Origin of the sequence: Mesorhizobium sp. YM1C-6-2 (assembly GCF_003666685.1) — a bacterium.
Classification (GTDB): domain Bacteria; phylum Pseudomonadota; class Alphaproteobacteria; order Rhizobiales; family Rhizobiaceae; genus Mesorhizobium_K.
In genome coordinates, this window is record NZ_RCIZ01000001.1 from 446,530 (window position 1) to 468,005 (window position 21,476).

The 21,476-nt window shown below is 65.5% G+C and carries 20 protein-coding genes; 5 read left to right on the forward strand and 15 right to left on the reverse strand.

All coding sequences use genetic code 11. The features are described 5' to 3' along the window. Nucleotides 1-28: 28 nt before the first annotated feature. Nucleotides 29-1,051: an AraC family transcriptional regulator gene (locus tag D8676_RS02235; protein WP_121579189.1), complete on the reverse strand. Its 1,023-nt coding sequence runs from the start codon at nucleotides 1,049-1,051 to the stop codon at nucleotides 29-31. Nucleotides 1,052-1,307: 256 nt separating this feature from the next. Here D8676_RS02235 and D8676_RS02240 point away from each other — a divergent pair, with 256 nt between their 5' ends. Next, entirely contained in the window at nucleotides 1,308-2,012 is a 705-nt protein-coding gene (locus tag D8676_RS02240) for a phosphatase PAP2 family protein (RefSeq protein ID WP_121579190.1), read from the forward strand. 109 nt (nucleotides 2,013-2,121) lie between these two features. Here D8676_RS02240 and D8676_RS02245 read toward each other — a convergent pair whose 3' ends face one another. Beyond that, a complete protein-coding gene (locus tag D8676_RS02245; protein WP_245426582.1) occupies nucleotides 2,122-3,000 on the reverse strand; it encodes a helix-turn-helix domain-containing protein in 879 nt (292 codons plus the stop codon). Between the two features lie 223 nt (nucleotides 3,001-3,223). Here D8676_RS02245 and D8676_RS02250 point away from each other — a divergent pair, with 223 nt between their 5' ends. Continuing rightward, nucleotides 3,224-4,684 (forward strand): arylsulfatase, encoded by a 1,461-nt coding sequence (locus D8676_RS02250; protein ID WP_245426526.1) that lies wholly within the window; start codon nucleotides 3,224-3,226, stop codon nucleotides 4,682-4,684. Nucleotides 4,685-4,726: 42 nt separating this feature from the next. On the opposite strand, the gene D8676_RS02255 is transcribed toward D8676_RS02250, so the two are convergent. From D8676_RS02255 to D8676_RS02290, 9 genes are all read right to left on the reverse strand, one after another. After that, on the reverse strand, nucleotides 4,727-5,275 hold the full coding sequence (locus D8676_RS02255; RefSeq protein WP_121579192.1) for a thioredoxin family protein: 549 nt from the start codon (nucleotides 5,273-5,275) through the stop codon (nucleotides 4,727-4,729). A gap of 117 nt (nucleotides 5,276-5,392) precedes the next feature. Continuing rightward, complete coding sequence (locus tag D8676_RS02260) at nucleotides 5,393-6,427, reverse strand: 2OG-Fe(II) oxygenase family protein (RefSeq protein ID WP_121579193.1); 1,035 nt, start codon at nucleotides 6,425-6,427, stop codon at nucleotides 5,393-5,395. 114 nt (nucleotides 6,428-6,541) lie between these two features. Next, nucleotides 6,542-7,591 (reverse strand): glycosyltransferase, encoded by a 1,050-nt coding sequence (locus tag D8676_RS02265; protein WP_183096934.1) that lies wholly within the window; start codon nucleotides 7,589-7,591, stop codon nucleotides 6,542-6,544. 20 nt (nucleotides 7,592-7,611) lie between these two features. Beyond that, nucleotides 7,612-8,829: an FAD-dependent oxidoreductase gene (locus tag D8676_RS02270; RefSeq protein ID WP_121579195.1), complete on the reverse strand. Its 1,218-nt coding sequence runs from the start codon at nucleotides 8,827-8,829 to the stop codon at nucleotides 7,612-7,614. 56 nt (nucleotides 8,830-8,885) lie between these two features. Next, entirely contained in the window at nucleotides 8,886-9,578 is a 693-nt protein-coding gene (rpe, locus tag D8676_RS02275) for a ribulose-phosphate 3-epimerase (RefSeq protein ID WP_121579196.1), read from the reverse strand. 215 nt (nucleotides 9,579-9,793) lie between these two features. Then, entirely contained in the window at nucleotides 9,794-9,970 is a 177-nt protein-coding gene (locus D8676_RS27180; protein WP_183096935.1) for a hypothetical protein, read from the reverse strand. A 97-nt stretch (nucleotides 9,971-10,067) separates the two neighbouring features. Next, entirely contained in the window at nucleotides 10,068-10,283 is a 216-nt protein-coding gene (locus D8676_RS02280; protein WP_121579197.1) for a hypothetical protein, read from the reverse strand. 61 nt (nucleotides 10,284-10,344) lie between these two features. Beyond that, entirely contained in the window at nucleotides 10,345-10,593 is a 249-nt protein-coding gene (locus D8676_RS02285) for a hypothetical protein (protein WP_121579198.1), read from the reverse strand. Nucleotides 10,594-10,595: 2 nt separating this feature from the next. Beyond that, nucleotides 10,596-12,581, reverse strand: a complete 1,986-nt coding sequence (locus D8676_RS02290; protein WP_121579199.1) for a PatA/PatG family cyanobactin maturation protease — start codon at nucleotides 12,579-12,581, stop codon at nucleotides 10,596-10,598. Between the two features lie 204 nt (nucleotides 12,582-12,785). Between D8676_RS02290 and lepA the strand changes: the two genes are divergently transcribed. After that, nucleotides 12,786-14,597, forward strand: a complete 1,812-nt coding sequence (gene lepA, locus D8676_RS02295) for a translation elongation factor 4 (protein ID WP_121579200.1) — start codon at nucleotides 12,786-12,788, stop codon at nucleotides 14,595-14,597. A gap of 94 nt (nucleotides 14,598-14,691) precedes the next feature. Here lepA and D8676_RS02300 read toward each other — a convergent pair whose 3' ends face one another. Further along, entirely contained in the window at nucleotides 14,692-15,057 is a 366-nt protein-coding gene (locus tag D8676_RS02300; RefSeq protein ID WP_121579201.1) for a DUF559 domain-containing protein, read from the reverse strand. A 95-nt stretch (nucleotides 15,058-15,152) separates the two neighbouring features. On the opposite strand from D8676_RS02300, the gene D8676_RS02305 reads away from it, so the two are divergent. Further along, complete coding sequence (locus tag D8676_RS02305; protein WP_121579202.1) at nucleotides 15,153-15,323, forward strand: hypothetical protein; 171 nt, start codon at nucleotides 15,153-15,155, stop codon at nucleotides 15,321-15,323. A 125-nt stretch (nucleotides 15,324-15,448) separates the two neighbouring features. Here the strand turns inward: D8676_RS02305 and D8676_RS02310 are convergent, their stop codons facing one another. Beyond that, a complete protein-coding gene (locus D8676_RS02310; protein WP_210210688.1) occupies nucleotides 15,449-16,681 on the reverse strand; it encodes a hypothetical protein in 1,233 nt (410 codons plus the stop codon). Nucleotides 16,682-16,866: 185 nt separating this feature from the next. Beyond that, complete coding sequence (locus D8676_RS02315; protein WP_121579204.1) at nucleotides 16,867-17,130, reverse strand: hypothetical protein; 264 nt, start codon at nucleotides 17,128-17,130, stop codon at nucleotides 16,867-16,869. 1,185 nt (nucleotides 17,131-18,315) lie between these two features. Between D8676_RS02315 and D8676_RS02320 the strand changes: the two genes are divergently transcribed. Then, complete coding sequence (locus tag D8676_RS02320) at nucleotides 18,316-20,361, forward strand: hydantoinase/oxoprolinase family protein (protein WP_121579205.1); 2,046 nt, start codon at nucleotides 18,316-18,318, stop codon at nucleotides 20,359-20,361. Nucleotides 20,362-20,424: 63 nt separating this feature from the next. Here the strand turns inward: D8676_RS02320 and D8676_RS02325 are convergent, their stop codons facing one another. After that, on the reverse strand, nucleotides 20,425-21,417 hold the full coding sequence (locus tag D8676_RS02325; protein ID WP_121579206.1) for an adenosine kinase: 993 nt from the start codon (nucleotides 21,415-21,417) through the stop codon (nucleotides 20,425-20,427). Nucleotides 21,418-21,476: the final 59 nt, after the last annotated feature.

A 21,476-nucleotide genomic window follows, 5' to 3' on the forward strand; every position in this document is an offset into this window, starting at 1 on the left:
CTACATCAGCCCATTCCGTTGCGTCCTGTCATTTCGCGACAGCGCCTTGCTCGCGCAGTCTGCGGAAATCGGACGGTGACACTCCGGTCCATTGACGGAAGGCGCGGGTGAAATTGGCCGAATCGGAGTAGCCGAGCTCGCCGGCGACATCGATGATCTTGACGTTCGGATCGGAGATCAGCCGCAAAGCCCGCTCGAAGCGGACCTCGGCCAGCAGATCGGAATACTCCTCACCGGTCTCGAAGAGTCGCCGCTGCAGCGCTCGGGGATGCATCCCTGCGGCTCTCGCGGTCTGGCCGAGATGGCACTGCCCCTGCTTCATCAGCGCCGAGATCACCTGTTTGACCGATCCGGTGAAATCGTCGGCGGGGGCGCTGGATTCGAAGGCGGTGTCCTCGCGCTCGCCGCTGCCGAGGCTCAGGATTCGGGGCCAGTTCCAGGGCAGGCTCAGGAAACGGGCCGGAAAGACGACGCCCACGAATTCGGACTGTCGGACATCGGCCCCCTGGAACGCCTTCCGCATCGCCTCGGCGTCGAGGGCAGCGTCCGGCGAAAGAATCTGGTCCGGTTGCCATGCAGGCCCGGCCGCCAGCCTGACCAGGTCCCGCAACAGCAGCAGCACGCATTGCCGTGCGACCCGGCTGCCTGGTCCGGTCTGGCTGGCATAGGCATGGAAGAGATAGACGTTCTGCCCCCTGTGCGACCACCAGACGCGTTCCGCCGAACTGTAGAGCGAGAATTTCGCCCGGATCTTTCCGAGCGCATCGTGCAAGGTCAGCGACTTGAGCAGGCTTCGGCCGAACGTGCCCAGGCTGTCGACATGCATATGCTGGCCGACGACAAAGCCGAGGTCGGCCATGCCGGCGGCCCTGGCGCTCCTGTCCAGGAAGCCGTGCGCCAGATGGATGGGAATGAGTGCTTCCGGGTCCTGGCGGACCATCGCAGGCAGCAGCGCTTCCGCGGACGCGCCCCCGATCGAGGCTCCGATATCGTCCATGAACAGAACAAAGGGAAGATACGCGCTGCCGCGAACCTGTAGAACGGCGGACATGGTCGTCGGATACTTCCCCCCAGAAGTGCTTCAGGCGAACAATGCCCACCTGATCGTCACAAGATCATGACGTTGCGTTACTTTACTCCTGGCGACTGGCAATGTCATCGCAGGAATGATGTATCGGTTGAGCCAGGACCTGCGCCTGGCCACCGCGAAAACCGGATCTGCTCAAAATTACGCCGGCTCATTAACCGAATATGGTTGATTCTGCGGTCTTCTGTGTCGATGCACCCAGGGGTGGGGGGACAGACACTTGTTTGAATGGCTTGATACGAATTTCGACTATCCGTTGATCGCGCTGATCAACGGGTTTGCTCAAACGTCTCCGATACTGGACAGAGCCGTCGTCGACTTCATGATGCTCGACACGGTCAAGATCCTGCCGATCGTCACCGCCGTCCTGGTGGCGGCGCTGATGCAGAGATCCAACGACGACGTCAACCGCACCTTCGTTACCTCGCTGGGCGGCGCGTTTCTCGCCCTCGTCGTTGCGCGCATCGCACAGAACATTTCCGAACGCCCCCGGCCGATCTTCGCCGACATTCCAGGCTTCCGGATACCGCTGGGCACCGAAGTCGACATCCCGGCCGACTGGAGCTCGTTCCCGAGCGACACGGCCGCGCTGGGATTCGCGCTGGCCGCGGCGGTCTTCCTGACATCGCGGCCGCTGGGTGTCGTCTGCCTGTTCTGGGCGCTGGTGGTCACCAGCCTGCCCCGCGTCTATGCAGGCTACCACTATCCCAGCGATATGCTGGCCGGCGGCTTGATCGGAGTGGTTTCCGTCCTGGCGGTGGCGTATTTCCCGCCGCGTCGCGTGATTGCGCTCACACGCGGGGCGATGGACCGCAGCCAGCCGGTCTATTACGGAGCCGTCTTCGTCATCCTCTATGCCACCGCGACCATGTTCTTCGACGTGCGGCAGACCCTGAGCGCGATCGCCGAGATCGCGCAGGGCTAGGCACGAGGTGGATACAGGAAGAGCTTCCCTGATATCCAAATGCCCACTTTTGAAGGGGTTGGGCCATTAGCCCAGTCTCCGCCCGGTGCCCGACCAGCTCCCGGCCGGCCTAGGCCGCCGGCCGCCGTGCGGTTTCGCTTGGCAATTCGGCGAACAGCGTCCGGTATTTCGTTGCGAACCTGGACAGATGGGTGATGCCCGTCTCCATGACGATCTCGGTCACCGACTGACCAGTCCTGCGCGCCGAAAGCAGCTTGCGCCGGCTCTCGTTCAGCCTCGTCAGTTGGATGTATTGCGCGGGACCGACGCCGAAGGCGGTCCCGAATGCATATTCGAGCTGCCTGCGGCTCACCCGCAACTCCCTGCAAAGCCGCATGACCGACAGGGCCTCGCCCAGATGGGCTCTGACGTATTCGTCCGCTTTCCACGCCTGTTGGAGACGGTGCCGTAGCGAACGGTCGAGTTGCCGTTCGGCCAGCGCCTGATCCGTAGACGCCTCGGCGATGGCGCTGAGATATTCCGAGACGGCGGCCGGCATGCGCCAAGCGTCGTTTCTCGCGCCGCTGCTGTCGAGATGGCTCGGAAGCGCTGCGAAACGCTTGCCGACATGTCTCGACCCCTGGGCTGAAAGCCTGATGGCCGTCGGTGCTTTTGGCATGCCGCCGGCCTGCATGCGCGTTGTGGTTTCCTGGATGTCCAACCAGGTATCGGCCGGCAGGACCGCAGCCGCATAGCCGGCGCCCGGCTTGATGCTGGCGAAGATGTCCTGCCCGCCGGGTATGGTGAGCACGACGCCGGGCTCGAGCGGGGTGTTGCAGATTGTCGCCTCGGCCGGGCGTGTAACCATCAGCACGACGACGGAGCCGCTCTGAAAGCCGCCCCGCGCGCGGACATGGCAGTTCAGGTAGGACGTGTCGAGCGACCAGCCGTCGGGCGACTGCAGCTGGCGTATCCTCGAAGGCGATCCGCCAGCCGAGAGGATGTCCACGCCCAAGGGGACGTTCGATGCCGCGCGGGACAATTGGTCGGGCGAGAAATCGACGAAACCGTCCCAACCCGGAAGGGACTGACCGTGCACAAGCCACCCATTTTTGCGCAAAACGGATAGAAATATTAGCACGGCTGTATATGCCTGCAAGCGGGCGATGCAGACGTTCGGTACGCGACGGGCCGCTATCGCCGCGGAGGGGCTTATGGGCGACGATACAAAAATGACGGCGTCAGCGGGCGGCAGATTCCGCATTTCGCGGCGGCAACTCCTCGCCGGTACGGCAATCGCACTCGCCGCGGGCAACCTTGTCGGCCCCGCGGGGACGCGCGCCGCCTCGGCGCAGGATGCTCCACCCAACATCGTCTACATCGTCGCCGACGACATGGGTTGGGGCGACGCGGGTTTTCATGGCTCCGACATCGCCACACCCAACCTCGACGCGTTGGCGAAGGATGGCGCACGGCTGGAGCAGTTCTATGTTCAGCCGATGTGCACGCCGACGCGCGCCGCGCTGATGACGGGGCGCTATCCGCTGCGTTACGGCCTGCAGATCGGCGTCATACCTGCCGCCGGGACATACGCCGTTCCCACCGACGAGTATTTGCTGCCGCAAGCCCTGCAGGACGCCGGTTATTCGACGGCCCTGGTCGGCAAATGGCATCTCGGCCATGCGAAGCCCGAGTTCTGGCCTAGGCAGCGCGGTTTCGACCGGTTCTACGGCGCACTGGTCGGCGAGATCGACCATTTCAAGCATTCGTCCCACGGCGTCGCCGACTGGTATCGCGACAACACGCCGATCGAGGAGGACGGCTTCGACAACAGCCTGTTCGGCGACGAGGCGGCCCGGGTCGTCAGGGACCATGACGGCGCCAAGCCGCTGTTTCTCTACCTGGCCTTCACGGCGCCGCACACGCCGTTCCAGGCGCCGCAGGACTATCTCGACAGGTTCGGGCACATCGAGGACGAGAACCGCCGCGCCTATGCGGCCATGATCTCGGTGCTGGACGACGGCGTCGGCAAGGTTGTCGCCGAACTCGAAAAACGCGGCATGCGCGACAACACGCTGATCGTTTTCCACAGCGACAATGGCGGTGTCACCAGCTCGCTCTTCGCCGGAGACACCAAGGTGGCCGGCAGCCTGCCCGCCAGCAACGGACCATACCGCGACGGCAAGGGCACGCTCTACGAAGGCGGGACGAGGGTCGTGGCGCTCGCCAATTGGCCGGGCCGGATCAAGCCCGCCGTGGTGGAGGAGATGATCCACGTCGTCGACATGTATCCGACGATCGCCGGGTTGGCCGGGGCTGCGATGAAGAAGAACAAGCCGCTCGACGGTATTGATGTCTGGGCCGCGTTGGCGGAAGGCAAGCCGTCGCCGCGCAGCGAGATCGTCTACAACATCGATCCGATGACCGGCGCCGTCCGCCAGGACGACTGGAAGCTCGTGTGGAAAGCCGCCCTGCCGCAGCGGATTGAGCTTTTCAACCTCCGCGACGACAAGTCCGAAACGAAGGACCTCGCCGCGCGGCATCCCGAGAAGGTCGCCGCGCTGAAGGCGCGTATCGAGGAGCTGGCGGCCGACATGGCGCCACCGCTTCTCCTAACGGAAGCGGTGCGGCTGACTTTTTACGCGCCGCCCGTGACGGCCGACCCGTCCCTGCTGTTCAGCCTTGGAGACTGAAAGGATCGCGCGACACGTCGGGCCGGCTGTGCCAGCCTTGCCTTACTTCCACTTGATCGAACAGCCGATCGAGGCGATCTGCTCGCGCGGCCCTTCGCCGGTGCGGGCGATCTCCCTCATCGCCTCGTAGAGGTCGCGGCGCAATCCTGGCTGGTCGGCCTCCTTGCGCGAGGCGTCCAGCCGGCCGCGATATTGCAGCTCGAGTTCCGCGTTGAAGCCGAAGAAGTCCGGCGTGCAGGCGGCGCCATAGCTGCGCGCCACCGTCTGGTCCTCATCGTAGAGATAAGGGAACCCGAAACCGTTGCGCGTCGCGAACAATTTCATCTCCGGAAAGGAATCCGCCGGATAGGCGTCGGCGTCGTTCGAACTGATCGCCACGAAGCCGACGCCATGTTCCTTGAGATCGGCGGCGTCGCGCACGATGCGGCCGATCACCGCCTTCACATAGGGGCAATGGTTGCAGATGAAGGCCACCACCAGGCCGTTCGGCCTGGCCTGGTCCAGTATGCGGTGGCTGTTGCCGTCGACGCCGGGCAGGGCGGCATCCACCGCCTTCCAACCGAAATCGCAGACCGGCGGTGCTGTGGCCATGGCGTCTCTCCTTCATGTCGCGCGGCAGTCCTGGTGCACCTTACAGCGAGGCACCCGGCGCGGCCATCATGCGCCCCGAACCTGCGCCGAACCGGCAGGCGCCCTGTCGCAGCGTCCTCAGGCCGCCACGCCGCGCGGCTTCCTGAGTTCCTTGACGCCGGCCATCTCGACGAAGTTCGTCGCCGATTCCCACAGATGGTCGCCATAGAGGAACGGCGCGAAATCGTCGCCGCCGGCGATCGGTAGCGGCGCGATCACGGCGTCGGCGCGCGGCTCGTAGAAGAAGGGGATGGAAAACCGCTCGCGCTTCGGCGCGACGACGCGGTGGCGTGTCGCCCGCACGACGCCGCCGGTCCAGCGTTCCAGCAACTGGCCGTAATTCACGGCGAGCGTGCCGTCGGCCGGCGGCACGTCGATCCAGTCGCCCTCGTGGTTCTTCGCCTGCAGCCCCTCCACGCCGTCCTGCGCCAAGAGCGTCACGAAGCCGGAATCGGCATGCTCGCGGCCGATGATCAGCCGCTTCTCGCCCTTGTCCATCACCCAGTAATCCGGGTTCGACAGGTCGACGCCGGCATTTTCCTCGCGTAGCGGATAGCGGATCAGCCTGAGCGTCGAGATGCCGCCCTTGAAATGGTCGTCGAAGGTCGTCTCGGCGAGCTTCATGCTGCGCGCGATCGAGGCCATGAGGGCCGCGCCGACTCTCTCCATTGTCCTGTAGTAATGCGCGGCGGCCTCGCGCCAGCCCGGCGAGGCGGCTTCGGCCGGCAGCGGCGTGCGCTCCAGAAGCGGATCTTCAGGATCGTGCGCGGCGTCTGTGTGCGCGACGTCAGGCCCCATGTCGATCCCTTCCTTGTAGGAGATCGCGGTGGGCTGCAGCGGAAACCAGCCGCGATAATAGTTCGGCTTCGACGGATCGAAGTTCCAGCGCAGCATCTTCGCCTTCTCCTCGTCGTCGAGGCCGAAGATCTTCAGCAGTCCCGCACGCTCCGCGCCGGTCAGGAGTTCAGCGCCGGGAAAGCCGCGCACGGTCATGAAACCGATGCCCGACGCCGCCGCGAAGATCTGCCGGTCCGCCTCGTCGCGCGCCGGAGACGACGGTCCGAACAATGCCGAGATGTCGATGGCGGGGATGTGATCGGCTTTGCCTTGCATGCTTTGACCTCGAATGAAAATGGTTGCTCGGACGGGTGGATCTCTCGGTTGGGGGGAGGTTCGTCCGCCTCGTCCGCGGGTGCCTGATCGCTTCATAGCGTCGCTGGTTTCAGGCTACGTCCAGCTGGTCCCCAGAAGCTTACGCACACGGCGCGCCAGTGCAAGCGCACGCGAGCGCTTGAGTGTTTCGAGCTCGTTCGCCAGTTCACGGTTTTCGGCCGTGAGCCGCGCCAGTTCGGCCTGCAGCGGGCGCGCGTCCGGCGCCAGGCTGTCGAACAAATGAAGATTGCCCTCCGTCGCCAGCCGCTGGATGCATTCGAGCATGACCACGCCCGTCTCATGCGGCGACGCTGCCGCATAGTGGTAGCTGAAGCCTGGTCTGTGCACCGCGATCCGGTCGAGGATGAACTGCTGGAAGAACACGCGCTCTTCCGCGGTCCTGCAGACCGGCATGGTCGCCTCCAGCCAGCCGGTGAACAGCGTCGTCCACGCGGCGCGCTTCTTCTCGTCGGGCCAGTCGAACCAGTGCTTGTGGTAGTTCTCCGCATGATCGAGGCGGTTGTAGAGCGGCTCCGGCACGCGGATGAAGCTGCCCCAGCGCAGCACCTTCGCAAGCCATACGAAGACCTCCGACAGACCACGAAACTCGTCTGCCCGGATCTGTCCGGCCTGCGCGATCGCCTCGCGCCGGAAGATGCCGCGCACCGCCACCGGCTGCCTCTGCTCGATATATTGCCGCATGCGGTCCAGCACGTCGCCCTCGATGGACGGTGCCGTTTCGAGGTCACTGCGCCCGCCATGCCACTGGCAGTCGGCATAAACGCCCGCCGCATCCGGCCTTGCCTCGGCCGCGGCGAGCAGCACTTCGAAGAACTCAGGCGCCGTCGTATCGTCGTGTTGCCGGTAGCAGAAGAATTCGCCCATCGGCTGGGCGAGGAGCCAGTTGAAGTTGCCGAACCAGTCGAGCCGTTCCGGCTGCACCACCATGCGGAAGCGTTCGTCGGCGAGAAAGGGCCGGCAGGCTTCGGCGGTCTCCTGGTCGTTGCCGTCGACCGAGATGATCACCTCGAAGTCGCGGAACGTCTGTCGCTGCAGGGATCTCAGCGCGTCCCCGACCTGGTCGACACCCTTGTAGACCGGCATTCCGACCGTTATGCGCGCCACTTTGCCCCCTCGCCTCCGTTTTAGAACTCTCCGCAGATTCGGGACGCGCATGCCTCGGCGAAATAGGGCGCCATTGTCAGCTTGCCCGGATCGATCGAATGATAGCGCCCGCTCGACATCACTCCGATCTGATAGCGTTGATGCAGTTCGCTTTCCGGATCGTAGATGTCGGTCTTGCCCCACGCGACGATGACGCCGCCCTTGACGCGCGCGTCGGGCAGCGTCTCCGGATCGATCGTCCCGAGACTGGGCACGATCTCTGAAAGCGCTGCGAAAGTGTCGCGCACGATCTCTCCATGCAGCGGTTCGTCCGGGTGTGTCTGCCAGTTCGGGGGGACGAGGTCCGACGAATAGCCGCGCAGGCAGGATGGATACCAGGTGAGATAGGTCAGCCGGTCCGGATAGCTCACCACCTCGCCGAAAGGACCGGATATGAAGGTTGCGCTCTGTGGGCGCTCGACCCCGTCAGGCAGCGTGAAGCTCACCCCGTATTTCAGCCGGTGTATCCACGGCCGGCTCGGCCGAAGCCCCAATTTCTCGTCGAGGGCGAGTCGGCCGTCCCATAGCGCGTTGACCGCGTGGTCGAAGCCTTCCCGCGAGGGACCGTCTAGCCCATCCCATTCGACGGTCGCTCTGTCGCCATCCATGCAGGCGGAGCGTATCGTGGCGCCCAATCGCACTTCGATCAGCGGATGGCCGGCGATCCGCTCGCGCACGGCGCCCGCCAGGGCGACGGGATTGATGGCGACCTCGGGCGTCTCGAACACGGCGACCGCTGCATCAGCGTCGAAGCTGGCGTCCCGCTCGCTGCAGCTCCATCGCCGCAGCGGCGTTATATCCAAACCGAAATAGTCGTCGCGGCGCCCCTCGGCGGCCTCACGGATCAGGCCGTGCACCGTCGCGAGATAGGCCGAGGCTTCGTCGACGTCGTGCTGGCTGTCGCGGTGGACGACATAGGCAGCCGGCATCGAGGTCGCGTGCGCATCGACGGCTATGCCAAGATGCCGCTCGAAGAACGGTGCGAAGGCAAGCGCCCCCGCCATCATCGTCTTCGCGGTCGCCAGCGTCGGGTCGGCGGCGTACATGTAGCCGAGATGTATCTTGCCTTCGTTGGCTATCGCGGTGCGGCTGAGCAAAGCCTCATTGCGGTCGAACAACACGACTTCGACGCCACGGTCAGCCAGCGCCAGCGCTGTCGTGCAACCCTGCAGTCCGCCACCCAGGACCGCAACTCTCATTTTCTTATGCACTGCAGACCCACTGATATGCCGGCCTCGCCGAGCCTGAATTGCCTCTATGACGACCGCGCCTTGTCGGCGGCAGCCCTGATCGCCTCGATGTTCCTGGCGTAGGCTTCCGCGCCTTCGCCCTTGAACACCGCCGCCCCTGCCACCAGCACGTCGGCTCCGGCAGCCGTCACCAGCGGAGCGGTCTCCGGCGAAACGCCGCCATCGATCTCGATCCTGATCGGCCGCTCCCCGATCAGCGCCTTCACGCGCTTCACCTTGTCGACCATCGCAGGGATGAACGCCTGTCCGCCGAAGCCGGGGTTCACCGTCATCAACAGCACGAGGTCGAGCCGGTCGAGCACATATTCGATGACGTTTTCGGGCGTCGACGGGTTGAGTGACACGCCGGCCTGCTTGCCGAGCGCCTTGATCGCCTGCAGCGAACGGTCGAGATGCGGCCCGGCCTCGGCGTGCACGGTGATGCTGTCGCAGCCGGCATCGGCGAAGGCCGCCAGGTACGGATCGGCCGGCGCGATCATCAGATGGCAGTCGAAGAACTTGCTTGTGCGGTTGCGGATCGCCTTGATGACCGGCGGGCCGAAGGTGATGTTGGGCACGAAATGCCCGTCCATCACGTCGAGATGAATCCAGTCGGCACCCGCCTTGTCGACGGCCTCGACCTCCTCGCCGAGTTTCGAGAAATCGGCCGATAGGACGGACGGTGCGATCAGCGTTCCGCCGCTTGTGGTTTTGGTCATGTCGCGTCAAGGCTCCCCGTCCGGCCGGAATCGCCGGCTACAGGATTTGCCTTAGCGCAACTGCGCCGTCGGGCCTAGGGGTTGGCGGTCCGGGCTGCTGGCTGTCCCGGCCTCGGCAAGAGGTCGAAATCCGATGCACCCGGAAGGCACGCCGGATTTCTCCCCAGGCTAGGTCAGCCGCTGCCACGCGCGCCTGACGCGCACACGGTCACAATTCAGCACTGTCCGATGTTCGGCACGCAGATACCGGCGCAGCCGCCGCCGAACGGCAGGCAGGCGCCGACGCAGCATTTTCCCGCGCCGCAGCAGTCGGACGGCGCCAGCGTCGCACTCCGGTCGAGCGCCTTGCTCGACTGACGGGAGACAGGCGCGGCTTGGCTTGCAAACTTCATGGCATTTCTCCTCTCGCTCGGCTGGCTCGGGACGCCAGCCAGAATTGTCTCTCACGAGACGACAGCGCCATCGGCCCCGCATCGATGCGCGATCGGTTCAGATGCAGTCGATGCAGCCCGAGGCTCCGAGGGCGGCAAGGCACTGGACGCAGGCCGTGCCCGCGCTGCCGACGCAGACCGTCCCGCAGGCCGCCAGCGCCACCGCGCAGGCGGCTGCCTTGAACACATTGCAGCCGGACGGCTCGACGCCGGCCCCGGCAATCCTGACGCCCGTCCTGCGATGGACCGGCGGGCTTTGACTGGGCAGTCTCATTTTCGTTCTCCTCTCTGTTGAACTCGTCCCGTGGATCGGCAGTCGCCTTCGATCTGCCCGTTCAGCCTCGCCCCTGGCAGATCGACCTGCAGACGGTTGCGCAGGTCGCCCGCAGCGGCGGCGGCAGGCCGGCGCAAGCGCTCAGGCAGGCGGCGCAGTCATGCTCGGCGGCGGCGACGCCGATGCGGAAGGGCGAGGTCGACAGGCCTCTTGCCACCGGGCCGGCCTGACGCGGCAGCCGCAGCAGCGAAACCGCCGCCGCCCGCGCTCGTCTGGTTGCGGTCCGCTTGACCTTTTTCCTCGGCTTCATCGTCACGCCCTCCTCGCCCAGCTGCGCACCGTGCCGATGGTCACCGGCACCACGTCGCTGACGTCGACGGTGAAGCGGTGGACGCGGTCGGCGATGTTGGTGTTGTTCGGATTGAAGAAGGAAAGCTCGACGTCGTAGCACTCGGAGTCCGGCCGGCAGACCGGGCTGCGCTTCACCGAGATCGTGTCGAGCTCCAGTTCCTCAGTCGTCGTGCGCTGGATGACCGCCGCGATCTGGATCGCGTTGGTCGCCGCATAGTTCAGCGCGCGCTCCTCACCCGCGACGCCGAGATTGCGCAGGTCGTAGTAGACGCGGCCGAGGAAGTTGGTCAGCCCCGCCGTCACCCGGTCGTAGGTCGCCTGCGCCGCCGCGGCGTTCGGGCGTGCGCCGAGCACATGCGTGACCAGTGGCTCGGTCGCCCAGAAATGGACGCCGCGGATCGCCGGCATGATCAGCGGCACCACCTGCCCGGATTCCAGCGTCGAGGTGCCGGCGATGATGCCCGGCACCGAGACGATGTCCGCGCCTTCGTTCAACTGCGCCGCAAGCGCGTCGCGCAGGATCTTGTAGCCGGCCTCGGCGAAGGCTCCTGCCGGGTGGACCGCATAGATCGGCGTGGCGTCGAGATTGAGCGTCCAGATCACCGACGCCGCATCCCAGGGATTGGCCTCCAGATGGGCAAGGAAATCCGCCGGCGAGAGCGGGTTGCCGCCCGCCATCGACTGGGCGATTGAATCGCGGCGCGCCTCCGAGCCGAAATCATAGGCGAGCGTGCCGAGCGCATAGACCAGTTGCGGTTTCTTGGGCGGCGCGCCGCCGGATTTGGCGCCGCCGCACCCGCAGCCGCAATCGGCGCCCGCCGGCTTTTCCTTGCCCTTGCCGCCGCATCCGCAGCCGCAGTCCGAGGCGACCACCGGCCCCGATGCGGCCAGCATGCCCGCTTCGCCCGCGGCCTCGTCGGAGGCGTGCACGGCAGTCCCCATGCCGGGGAGCCCCGCACTGGGGAATGCGGCCGTCGCTGCCGGCCATCCGGCCGGGGCCGGTTGCGCGTCCTGCGGCTGCAATTCCGCTGCATGGGCGCGCGCATCCAACTGAGTAGCAATGCCTTCCGTCATGACAATTCCCCCTTCGATCGATCTGGTCGCTGCGTTCATGTCTATTCGCCCGGCGAGAAACCTCCGGCACTCGCCGTCGTCGGGATCCGGGCAGGGCGTCGCGCTGGCGAGCAGTGCTGCGCGGATGGCGAGCGGATCGGGCGGCCGCCCTGCGGCGAGCTGCCGGCTGGCGAGCAGCGCCGCCTGGCCGGTGACGTGGGGTGCGGCGTAACTCGTCCCGCGTCTCGCCTCGGCGCCGCCGCCCGGCGTCGCGCCGAGGATGCCGTCGCCCGGCGCGAGCAGGCCCTGCGTGCGGTAGGCCGCGCCGTAATTGCTGAGCGCAAGCGGCGCGCCTTCCGCGTCCATCGCGCCGACCGCCAGCACGTTTCGCGCCGCCGCCGGCACATGCAGGCAGTCGCAGCCGTCATTGCCCGCCGCAGCTATGATCAGCACGTTGCGCCTCGCGCAGCGCTCGATCGCCTGCGCCAGCATCGGCTCCGGCGCGCCCGACGGCGACAGCTGTCCGCCCGAGATGTTGATGAAATGCGCGCCGTTCTCCAGCGCTGTCACGATCGCCCGCGCCAGGTCGAGCTGCGAGCAGGCGAGGCCCCCACCCCCACCCTTGCCGCCGCCGCGCTCGACGAAGATCGGGATGATCAGCCCGCGGCAGCGCGGCGCGATGCCCTCGACGCCGCTGCCGGGCTGGCCGAAGATGATGCTGGCGACGTGGGTGCCGTGCCGCGCCGCCGCGTCGCGCGGGTCGAAGGCCGGCTGGCCGGCCGGCAGTTCCAGCGCCGCGCCCTCGAAACACGGATGGGCGAGATCGACCGGACCGTCCAGCACCGCAACCGTGATGCGCGGATCGCCTCCGCCTTGGCCAGGAATTCGCGACATGGATTGGAAACCCTCGGGAATATCCTCCTATTCCATCCCGGATTTGTCAACTGGAAATTGCATTAACGGTTGCTGATGCAACTTTTGATGACTTCGGCCCGGCCGCCACGCCAGCGCGGCGGCCGCCAAGCCACCGTCCTTCCCTTTCATCCGCAATCCCGCGCCTTCTTGTGGTGGGATTGGCCGCCTGCTAAAGCGCGCCCCATGTCCACACCCATCAAGAACATCCGCAACTTCTCCATCGTTGCCCATATCGACCACGGCAAGTCGACGCTCGCCGACCGGCTCATCCAGCTCACCGGCGGCCTCGACGCGCGCGAGATGGCCGGCAAGGAGCAGGTGCTCGACAACATGGACATCGAGAAGGAGCGCGGCATCACCATCAAGGCGCAGACCGTGCGCCTGAACTACCGCGCCCTGGACGGCCAGGATTACGTCCTCAACCTCATCGACACCCCCGGCCACGTCGACTTCGCCTACGAGGTGTCGCGCTCGCTTGCCGCCTGCGAGGGTTCTCTCCTCGTCGTCGACGCATCCCAGGGCGTCGAGGCGCAGACGCTCGCCAACGTCTACCAGGCGATCGACAACAACCACGAGATCGTCGTCGTCCTCAACAAGGTCGACCTCCCCGCCGCCGAGCCCGAGCGCATCCGTGAGCAGGTCGAGGAGGTCATCGGCATCGACGCCAGCCAGGCCGTCATGATCTCGGCCAAGACCGGCATGGGCGTGCCCGACGTGCTCGAGGCCATCGTCAAGCAGCTGCCGCCGCCGCGCGAGGGCGACGCCAAGGCGCCGCTGAAGGCGATGCTGGTCGACTCGTGGTACGACGCCTATCTCGGCGTCATCGTGCTGGTGCGCGTCATCGACGGCGTGCTGAAAAAGGGCCAGACCATCCGCATGATGGGCACCGGCGCGAAGTATCCCGTCGAGCGCACCGGCTACTTCACGCCGAAGATGCTTCCTGCGGAAGAAATCGGCCCCGGCGAGTTCGGCTTCATCACCGCCTCGATCAAGGAAGTGGCCGACACCCGCGTCGGCGACACCATCACCGAGGACCGCCGCCCGACCGCCTCGATGCTGCCCGGCTTCAAGCCGGCGCAACCGGTCGTCTTCTGCGGCCTCTTCCCGGTCGACGCGGCCGACTTCGAGGATCTGCGCGCCGCCATGGGCAAGCTGCGCCTCAACGACGCCAGCTTCTCCTACGAGATGGAGACCTCGGCCGCGCTCGGCTTCGGCTTCCGCTGCGGCTTCCTCGGCCTGCTCCACCTCGAGATCATCCAGGAGCGGCTGGAGCGCGAGTTCGACCTCGACCTCATCGCCACCGCGCCCTCGGTCGTCTACCGCATGAACCTCATCGACGGCACCCAGAAGGAACTGCACAACCCGGCCGACATGCCTGAGGTGATGAAGATCGCCTCGATCGAGGAGCCGTGGATCCGCGCCACCATCCTCACCCCCGACGACTATCTCGGCGCGATCCTGAAACTCTGTCAGGACCGGCGCGGCATCCAGGCCGACCTCTCCTATGTGGGCAAACGCGCCATGCTGGTCTACGACCTGCCGCTCAACGAGGTCGTCTTCGACTTCTACGACCGGCTGAAGTCGATCTCCAAGGGCTACGCCTCCTTCGACTACCACCTGACCGACTACCGCGAGGGCGACCTCGTCAAGATGTCGATCCTGGTCAATGACGAGCCGGTCGACGCGCTCTCCATGCTGGTCCACCGCACGGCGGCGGAAAAGCGCGGCCGCGTCATGGTCGAGAAGCTGAAGGAGCTGATCCCGCAGCACATGTTCAAGATCCCGATCCAGGCGGCGATCGGCGGCAAGATCATCGCCCGCGAGACCATCTCGGCGCTGCGCAAGGACGTGACGGCGAAATGCTACGGCGGCGACGTCACCCGCAAGCGCAAGCTTCTGGAGAAGCAGAAGGAAGGTAAGAAGCGCATGCGCCAGTTCGGCAAGGTCGACATCCCGCAGGAAGCGTTCATCCAGGCGCTGAAGATGGGCGACTAGGATTCCTCCTCCGTTCACGGGGGAGGGGGACCACGCGCAGCGTGGTGGAGGGGGCGGGTGCCCCGCCCGTTCCCCCGTGGTGCAGGAACCCAGCTTAACCGCCCTCGCGCTCAGCCGCCCCGGCAATCATCACCAGCATTCCGTCAAGCGCCCTCTCATCCAGGATATCGGTCGCTGCGATCCTGATCACGCGGATGCCCTGTGCGCCGAGCCAGCTATCGCGTCGCTGATCATGGCTCATCTGCTCCGGCAAATCGTGATGCGCCCCATCGACCTCGACGGCCAGCCTTGGTTTCGCGCAATAGAAATCCAGCACATACGGCCCGACCGGATGCTGACGCCGGAAGCGTAGCCCGCCCAGCCGTCTGCCGCGAAGGCACTCCCACAGAACGACTTCCGGCAAACTCAGGTCGCGCCTGAGCGCCTTCGCCCGATCGAAAGTCTTCCGCTCCGCCCGCATGGCTCGGCCCTTGCCCCCTCCACCATGCTACGCATGGTCCCCCTCCCCCGTAAACGGGGGAGGATCAGGCCGCGCCGACGTCACCCGTAAAGCTTCTGGAGAAGCAGAAGGAAGGCAAGAAGCGCATGCGCCAGTTCGGCAAGGTCGACATCCCCCAGGAAGCCTTCATCCAGGCGCTGAAGATGGGCGACCAGGGTTCCTCCCCTGCGAAGCGGGGGAGGGGGACCACGCGCAGCGTGGTGGAGGGGGCGTTCTCCTCATCCTGAGCCGGTCCAAGGATCGCGCAACGGCCAAGCAAGGGGCAGCCACCCGTGGCTTGGCCTGTCAACCTTGTGCATTATAGCCATGGCTCGAAAGAGCTCGCCGACTACGGCGTCTATCCGAGTCATCGCTACGACTCATCCAGGACACGCCTGAATATCGCTTCTTCGGGATTTCTTATCGCAGAAAGAATATTCTCGGCGACCTTGTCGATCAATTTCGTACCCCAGAACGGATCGTTAACATCGTAATAAATTACGCGAATATGTTTTAGGTCGAACGGCACATCTTCGCCATTGGAGGAAATTAAAACAACGGGCTTATCGAGAGCATGCGCTAATCCAAGTTCATAAAAGACGTTTGGATTTCGGGTGGTTAGCTCTGCCACCAGAACTTTTGCAGAATTTATCCCAGACCATATCTGATCAATTATTTTACCAGTGCCAAATATATCTGTGTCTGCCCTAATGGGCCGTAGTCCAGCCTTTTTGATTGCCGGTTCATAGATGTGTTGAAAGTACCCGCCAATCGGATGCGCAAATGGCATGACAACGAAGCAGGTATCAGTTGCTTCGATTTTCACATTTTGGCCGGCCGTCCTCCGCGGTTCCTGTCCTCTGTTAGCTGCAGCAGGCTCGGCAGTTATATCCAAGATGCGCAGCTTGTCCCCACGCTGCTCTATTAGTTTTGCCGATGTCAAAGAATTAATAAATATATCGCTGAATTCAGAAATTTTGTCTGCAGGAATCCCAAATTTATCTGTCAGTGCATTTGAAAAGAACGTACCGTCAGGTAAATTTTCTCCTCGATAGTGCTTGTATACCGACGATATATCAGGCGCATCCATGACCGCCTGGCGAAGTGCTTCAATCTCATCTCCCGGATTTTGCGGTCTAAGTGCTTGGCGGGCACGGTCGGTGACACGAACGTGCCCAGGCTTCGGCCGCTCCAAGAAACCGTACTTGATCGCGGAACTGAGTTCCACAGCGAACGGACCACCAAATCCCACAGCAGCAAACGCAGCCGCCTCGCGATCCGAACATTCTCGCCCAGCATTTTGGTCTATAATAGCACGCGGAACCCTCAAGGCCTTCTCTACAGAATGGCGTGGATATTTAGCTAAATTTCCGCCGTTTGCTTTTTTCTTTGCTGGCGATTTTTTCGAAGCTGAGGTTTTTGAGGATTTGGCCGATTTTCTAACTGCACGTGTCTTGCCAGTTTTCCGTTTATCACCCAACCCTGATTGGGTTGCTTGCGTAGGCTCCTGAGCCGTGGGATCCGTCTCTGCCAGCGGCTTCGGGGTTGGAGCAGCGCTAGGCGTATTCTCTCCGTTCGGATTTTTTATTTCAACATCGTCGACCATGAGTAATCCCCCAGCCCTAGCAAGCTTAACCGAGCATGCCCCTGCAGAACAATAAGAGAACGGGAAAGCTTTGAAAAGAGCTTTGATGCCCGTTTGGTTTTTTATTGACAAGCGCCTCTCGTTGAGTGAAGCACACTGGATAGCGCTTTCATCTATCACCCGGCACCTGGGACAGCCTGCTTCCCTTAATACGGCTGCGGCGGCCTCAACGCGTCGGCAGTCATATCAATCGTTGCCATCATCACCACCCCGACCGCCATCATCGCCAGCCCGATAAACGCCGGCCGCAGCGAGTGGCCCGCCGGCTGGCCGGTGCGCTTGGCCAGTCGCTCGGCATGGTCCTTGTTGCGGTAGGCGAGCCCGTAATGCACCGCCCGCCTCAGGCCGCCGAGCAGGAGCCCGGCCCCGATCCCAAGTTGCGCGACGATGACGAGCATCTGCCAGGCCATGGCGGCATTCTGGCACGGGACGAGGCGCGGCGGGAGAGGCGGCCTTATCTCCCCCCTTGCGGGGGTGAGCAGCCGGTTCGCGGAACGCGAATTCGTCATGCCGGTGGCATGACGAAAGGCCGGCGAACGCCGGGACGCTGCGTCAGCAGCGGGACCCGGCCGGGTAAATTCCTGGGCTTGGCGCAGCCAAGTCCTTGGAATTTGCAAGAGAGGGGGTCGTCCGCGTTAGAAGAAATCCCCTCTCTTGCGATTTCTAACACTTAGCCTCCGCATTCGCTCCGGCTAAGATGTTGAAACCGCTTTCTCTCCCGCAAGGGGAGAGAAAAGGCGCCGCCCCTCAAAAAAATTTCCCATCTTTTTCCACACCCCCAAAACCTCCCGCATAATCCTGGCATCGCTCTCGCGGGAACCTGGTGCGCACCGGGTATCAGGGAGGGCGGCGGTGACCTCCCACCGTGGTACGAGCGCCACGGTCCAGAGGGCGCCCGACAGGCCGGCATGCCCGGCGGAGGCGGCCAGACGATCGGTCGGCTCTGCGACGGAGGCAGACGGAGCACCGTACGTCCCGGACCACTGGAGTATCTCGTGGCCGACAGGACGTGTGCCCGGCCGAAGGCGGCGACAGACACCGGACGGGGGCGGAGGCCCAAGGCCTTCCGTCGCCTGACGCCAAGGGGTCAGGCTGGGTCGACAAGACCACCCATTACAAATTTAGACTGGTGGTCACGACCCTCCCGTCTTCCCGACTTTCTTTCAACGGCCAGATGCTTCGGCAGGCGTGGCAACGGCCACGCATGCCGCAAGCCCGACCGGGCGTCGCGACTTGTGTCGCGCCCCCCGCGGAGGGCCAGCCGCCAGCGGCGGCGATGCGGCCCGTGAGCGAAGGAGACCCAGGCGTGGCGACGACGAAACGCGCCGGTGGAGCGCTTCGCCTCTCCCCGTTCACGGGGAGAGGATGCCGGCAGGCAGGTGAGGGGCAGCACAAACTTGTCAGAACGAAGCGCCGCCCCTCATCCGTCGCCTCCGGCGACACCTTCTCCCCGTGAACGGGGAGAAGGAAAGGTGCTCAACGCTGCCCTCCGCCGATCCCGCCCAACGCGCCGTGGGCGACCGGGTCCGTCGTTCCTGGTCCATCCCCCGCCGCGCTTTATCCTCTATGTCGGGCCGACATTTCCTGCGGACAGCATGACCCAGCCCTCTTCCCCCCATTCCTCCGGCCCCCTCTTCCTCGGCATCGACACCGGCGGCACCTACACCGACGCGGTGCTGTGGGCCGAAGGCTCCGCCGCGAACCCGGCCGGAACCGTCGTCGCCAAGGCCAAGGCGCTGACCACCCGCCACGACCTCGCGGTCGGCATATCGGGCGCGGTGGACCGGGTGCTGGCGGAAGCCGGCGTCGACCCGGCGGCCATAAAACTCGCCTCGATGTCGACCACGCTCGCCACCAACGCGCTGGTCGAAGGGCAGGGCGGCCGCGTGGCGCTGGTCATGATCGGCTTCGACGAGGCCGACCTCGCCCGCGACGGGCTGAAGGCCGCGCTCGGCTCCGATCCCGTCCTGTTCTGCCCCGGCGGCCACGACGTGCACGGCCGCGACGCCGGGCTCGACCTGTCCGCGCTGGCGGCCGCGCTCCCCGAGCTCGGCGGCACCGTCTCCGGCTTCGCCGTCTGCGCCTATTTCGCCACCCGCAATCCCGCCCACGAAATTGCCGCTCGCGACATGATCCGCGAGAAGACCAAGCTTCCCGTCACCACCAGCCACGAACTGTCCTCGAAACTCGGCGGCCCGCGCCGGGCGCTGACCACGCTGCTCAATGCGCGCCTCATCTCGATGATCGACCGGCTGGTCGCCGCCACCGAGGGTTTCCTTGCGCGGCGCGACATCGCCTGTCCGCTGATGGTGGTGCGCGGCGACGGCGCGCTGGTCTCGGCCGCCTTCGCCCGCCAGCGCCCGATCGAGACCATTCTGTCCGGTCCCGCCGCCTCGCTCGTCGGCGCTCGCCACATGACGGGCCTCGACAATGCCGTCGTATCCGACATCGGCGGCACCACCACCGACGTCGCCGTGCTCGACCGCGGCCGTCCGCGCCTCGACCCCGAGGGCGCCACCGTCGGCGGCTACCGCACCATGGTCGAGGCCGTCGCCATGCGCACCTTCGGCCTCGGCGGCGATTCCGAGGTTGCCCTCGAATCCGGCGCGCTCGACCCGAAGATCCTGCTCGGGCCGCGCCGCCTGCTGCCGCTGTCGCTCGCCGGCATGGCGCATGGCGTAGCCGTCACCGACGCGCTCGAACGCCAGCTCCGCGCCCCCAATCCCGGCCGGCTCGACGGCCGCTTCGCGGTGCGCACCGGCGTGCCGGAGCGGCTTGCCGCGGGCCTCTCCGCGCCTGAAGCCAGGCTCTACGCGGCCGTCGGCGCGGTCCCGCTGCCGCTCGACGCGCTGCTCACCTCCACCGCGCAGATCGCCACCGTAAACCGCCTCGTCGCGCGCGGGCTGATCCACGTCGCCGGCTTCACGCCCTCCGACGCCGCCCATGTGCTCGGCCGCCAGTCCAACTGGGACCCGGCCGCCGCGCGTCTCGGCGCCGAGCTGTTCGCGCGCCGCCGCGACGGTCGCGGCCAGTTCATCGCCGCCTCGCCGGAAGCCTTTTCGGAGCGCGTGCTTGTAGCGCTCACCCGCCAGTCGGCCGAGGTCATCCTGGAGACCGCCTTCGCCGAGGACGGTTTCGACGGCGCCGCCACCGTCGCCCATGCGCTCGTCCAGCGCGCCGTCGACGGCAATCACGGCATCGCGCGCCTGTCGGTGGCGCTCGACCGTCCCGTCATCGGCCTCGGCGCCTCCGCGCCGCTCCACTATGCCGGACTGCCGGCGCTGGTCGGCAATGATTGCGCCGTGCCCGCCGACGCCGACGTGGCGAATGCGCTCGGCGCCGTCGTCGGCCAGGTGCGCGTCTCCGCCGAAGCCACGGTCAGCCAGCCCTCGGAAGGCATCTTCCGCTTTTCCGTCGGCGACGACGCCCCGCGCGACTTTCCCGCCGAGGATGAGGCGCTGGCAGAGGCCGAGGCGCGCGTCCGCGCCATCGTCTCCGAGCGCGCGCTCGCCGCCGGCACCGACGCCGCCGAGATATCCGTGGCGCGGGACGTGAAGGCTTCGACCGTCGAAGGCCGGCGCATGTTCGTCGAGGCGAGGCTCACCGCCACCGCCTCCGGCCGGCCAAGGATCGCCGAATAGGATCCTCCCCTGCGAAGCGGGGGAGGGGGACCACCGAAGGTGGTGGAGGGGGTGGTCGGAGGATTAAAGCAGCCCCGCCGCCTGTGCTTCCTGGCGCAGGTTCTGGCGCGGGCGCGGGCCGATCTGCTGGATCACCAGCCCTGCCGCCAGCGAGCCGAGGTCGCCGCAGCGCTTGAGGTCGAGGCCGGCCGTGTAGCCGTAGAGGAAGCCGGCGGCGTAGAGGTCGCCGGCGCCGGTCGTGTCGACCAGTTCCTCGATCGGCATCGCCTCGATCCACACCGTCTCGTCGCCGCGTACAATGACCGAACCCTTTTCGGAGCGCGTCACTGCCGCGATCTTGCAGTCCTTCCTGATCGCATCGAGCGCCGCCTCGAAGGACGATGTCTGGTAGAGCGACTTGATCTCGTGGTCGTTGGCGAAGACGATGTTCACCGTGCCCGACCGCATCAGATCGAGGAACTCGTCGCGGTATCTGTCGACGCAGAAACTGTCCGACAACGTCATCGACACTTCGCGGCCGGCCTTGTGGGCATGCTCGGCGGTCAGGCGGATCGCCTCCTTGGCGCGCGGCGGATCCCACAGATAGCCCTCGAAATAGGTGACCTTGGCGCCCGCCGCCTTGTCGGCCTCGACGTCTTCGGGTCCCAACTCCACGCAGGCGCCGAGATAGGTATTCATCGAGCGTTCGCCGTCCGGCGTCACGAAGATCATCGAACGCGCGGTCGGCGGCGTTCCGTTCAGCGGCGCGGTGTCGAACGCCACGCCCTGCGCGTGGATGTCGTGCGCATAGATACGGCCGAGCTCGTCATCGGCGACCTTGCCGAAGAAAGCCGTCCGTCCGCCGAGGCTGGCGATGCCGGCTGCCGTGTTTCCTGCACAGCCGCCGGAAGCCTCCGTCGCTGGGCCCATGCGGCTGTAGAGCAGATTGGCGCGTTCGGCGTCGATCAGGTTCATCGCGCCCTTGATGATGCCGTTCTCGGTCAGGAACGCATCGTCGCATTGGGCAATGATATCAACGATGGCGTTGCCGATACAAAGAACGTCGTACTGGCTCATGAAAGTCTCCAGGTAGGGCGCCGCTGTTGTGGCATGTGCGACGCGCGCGGGTCTACCCG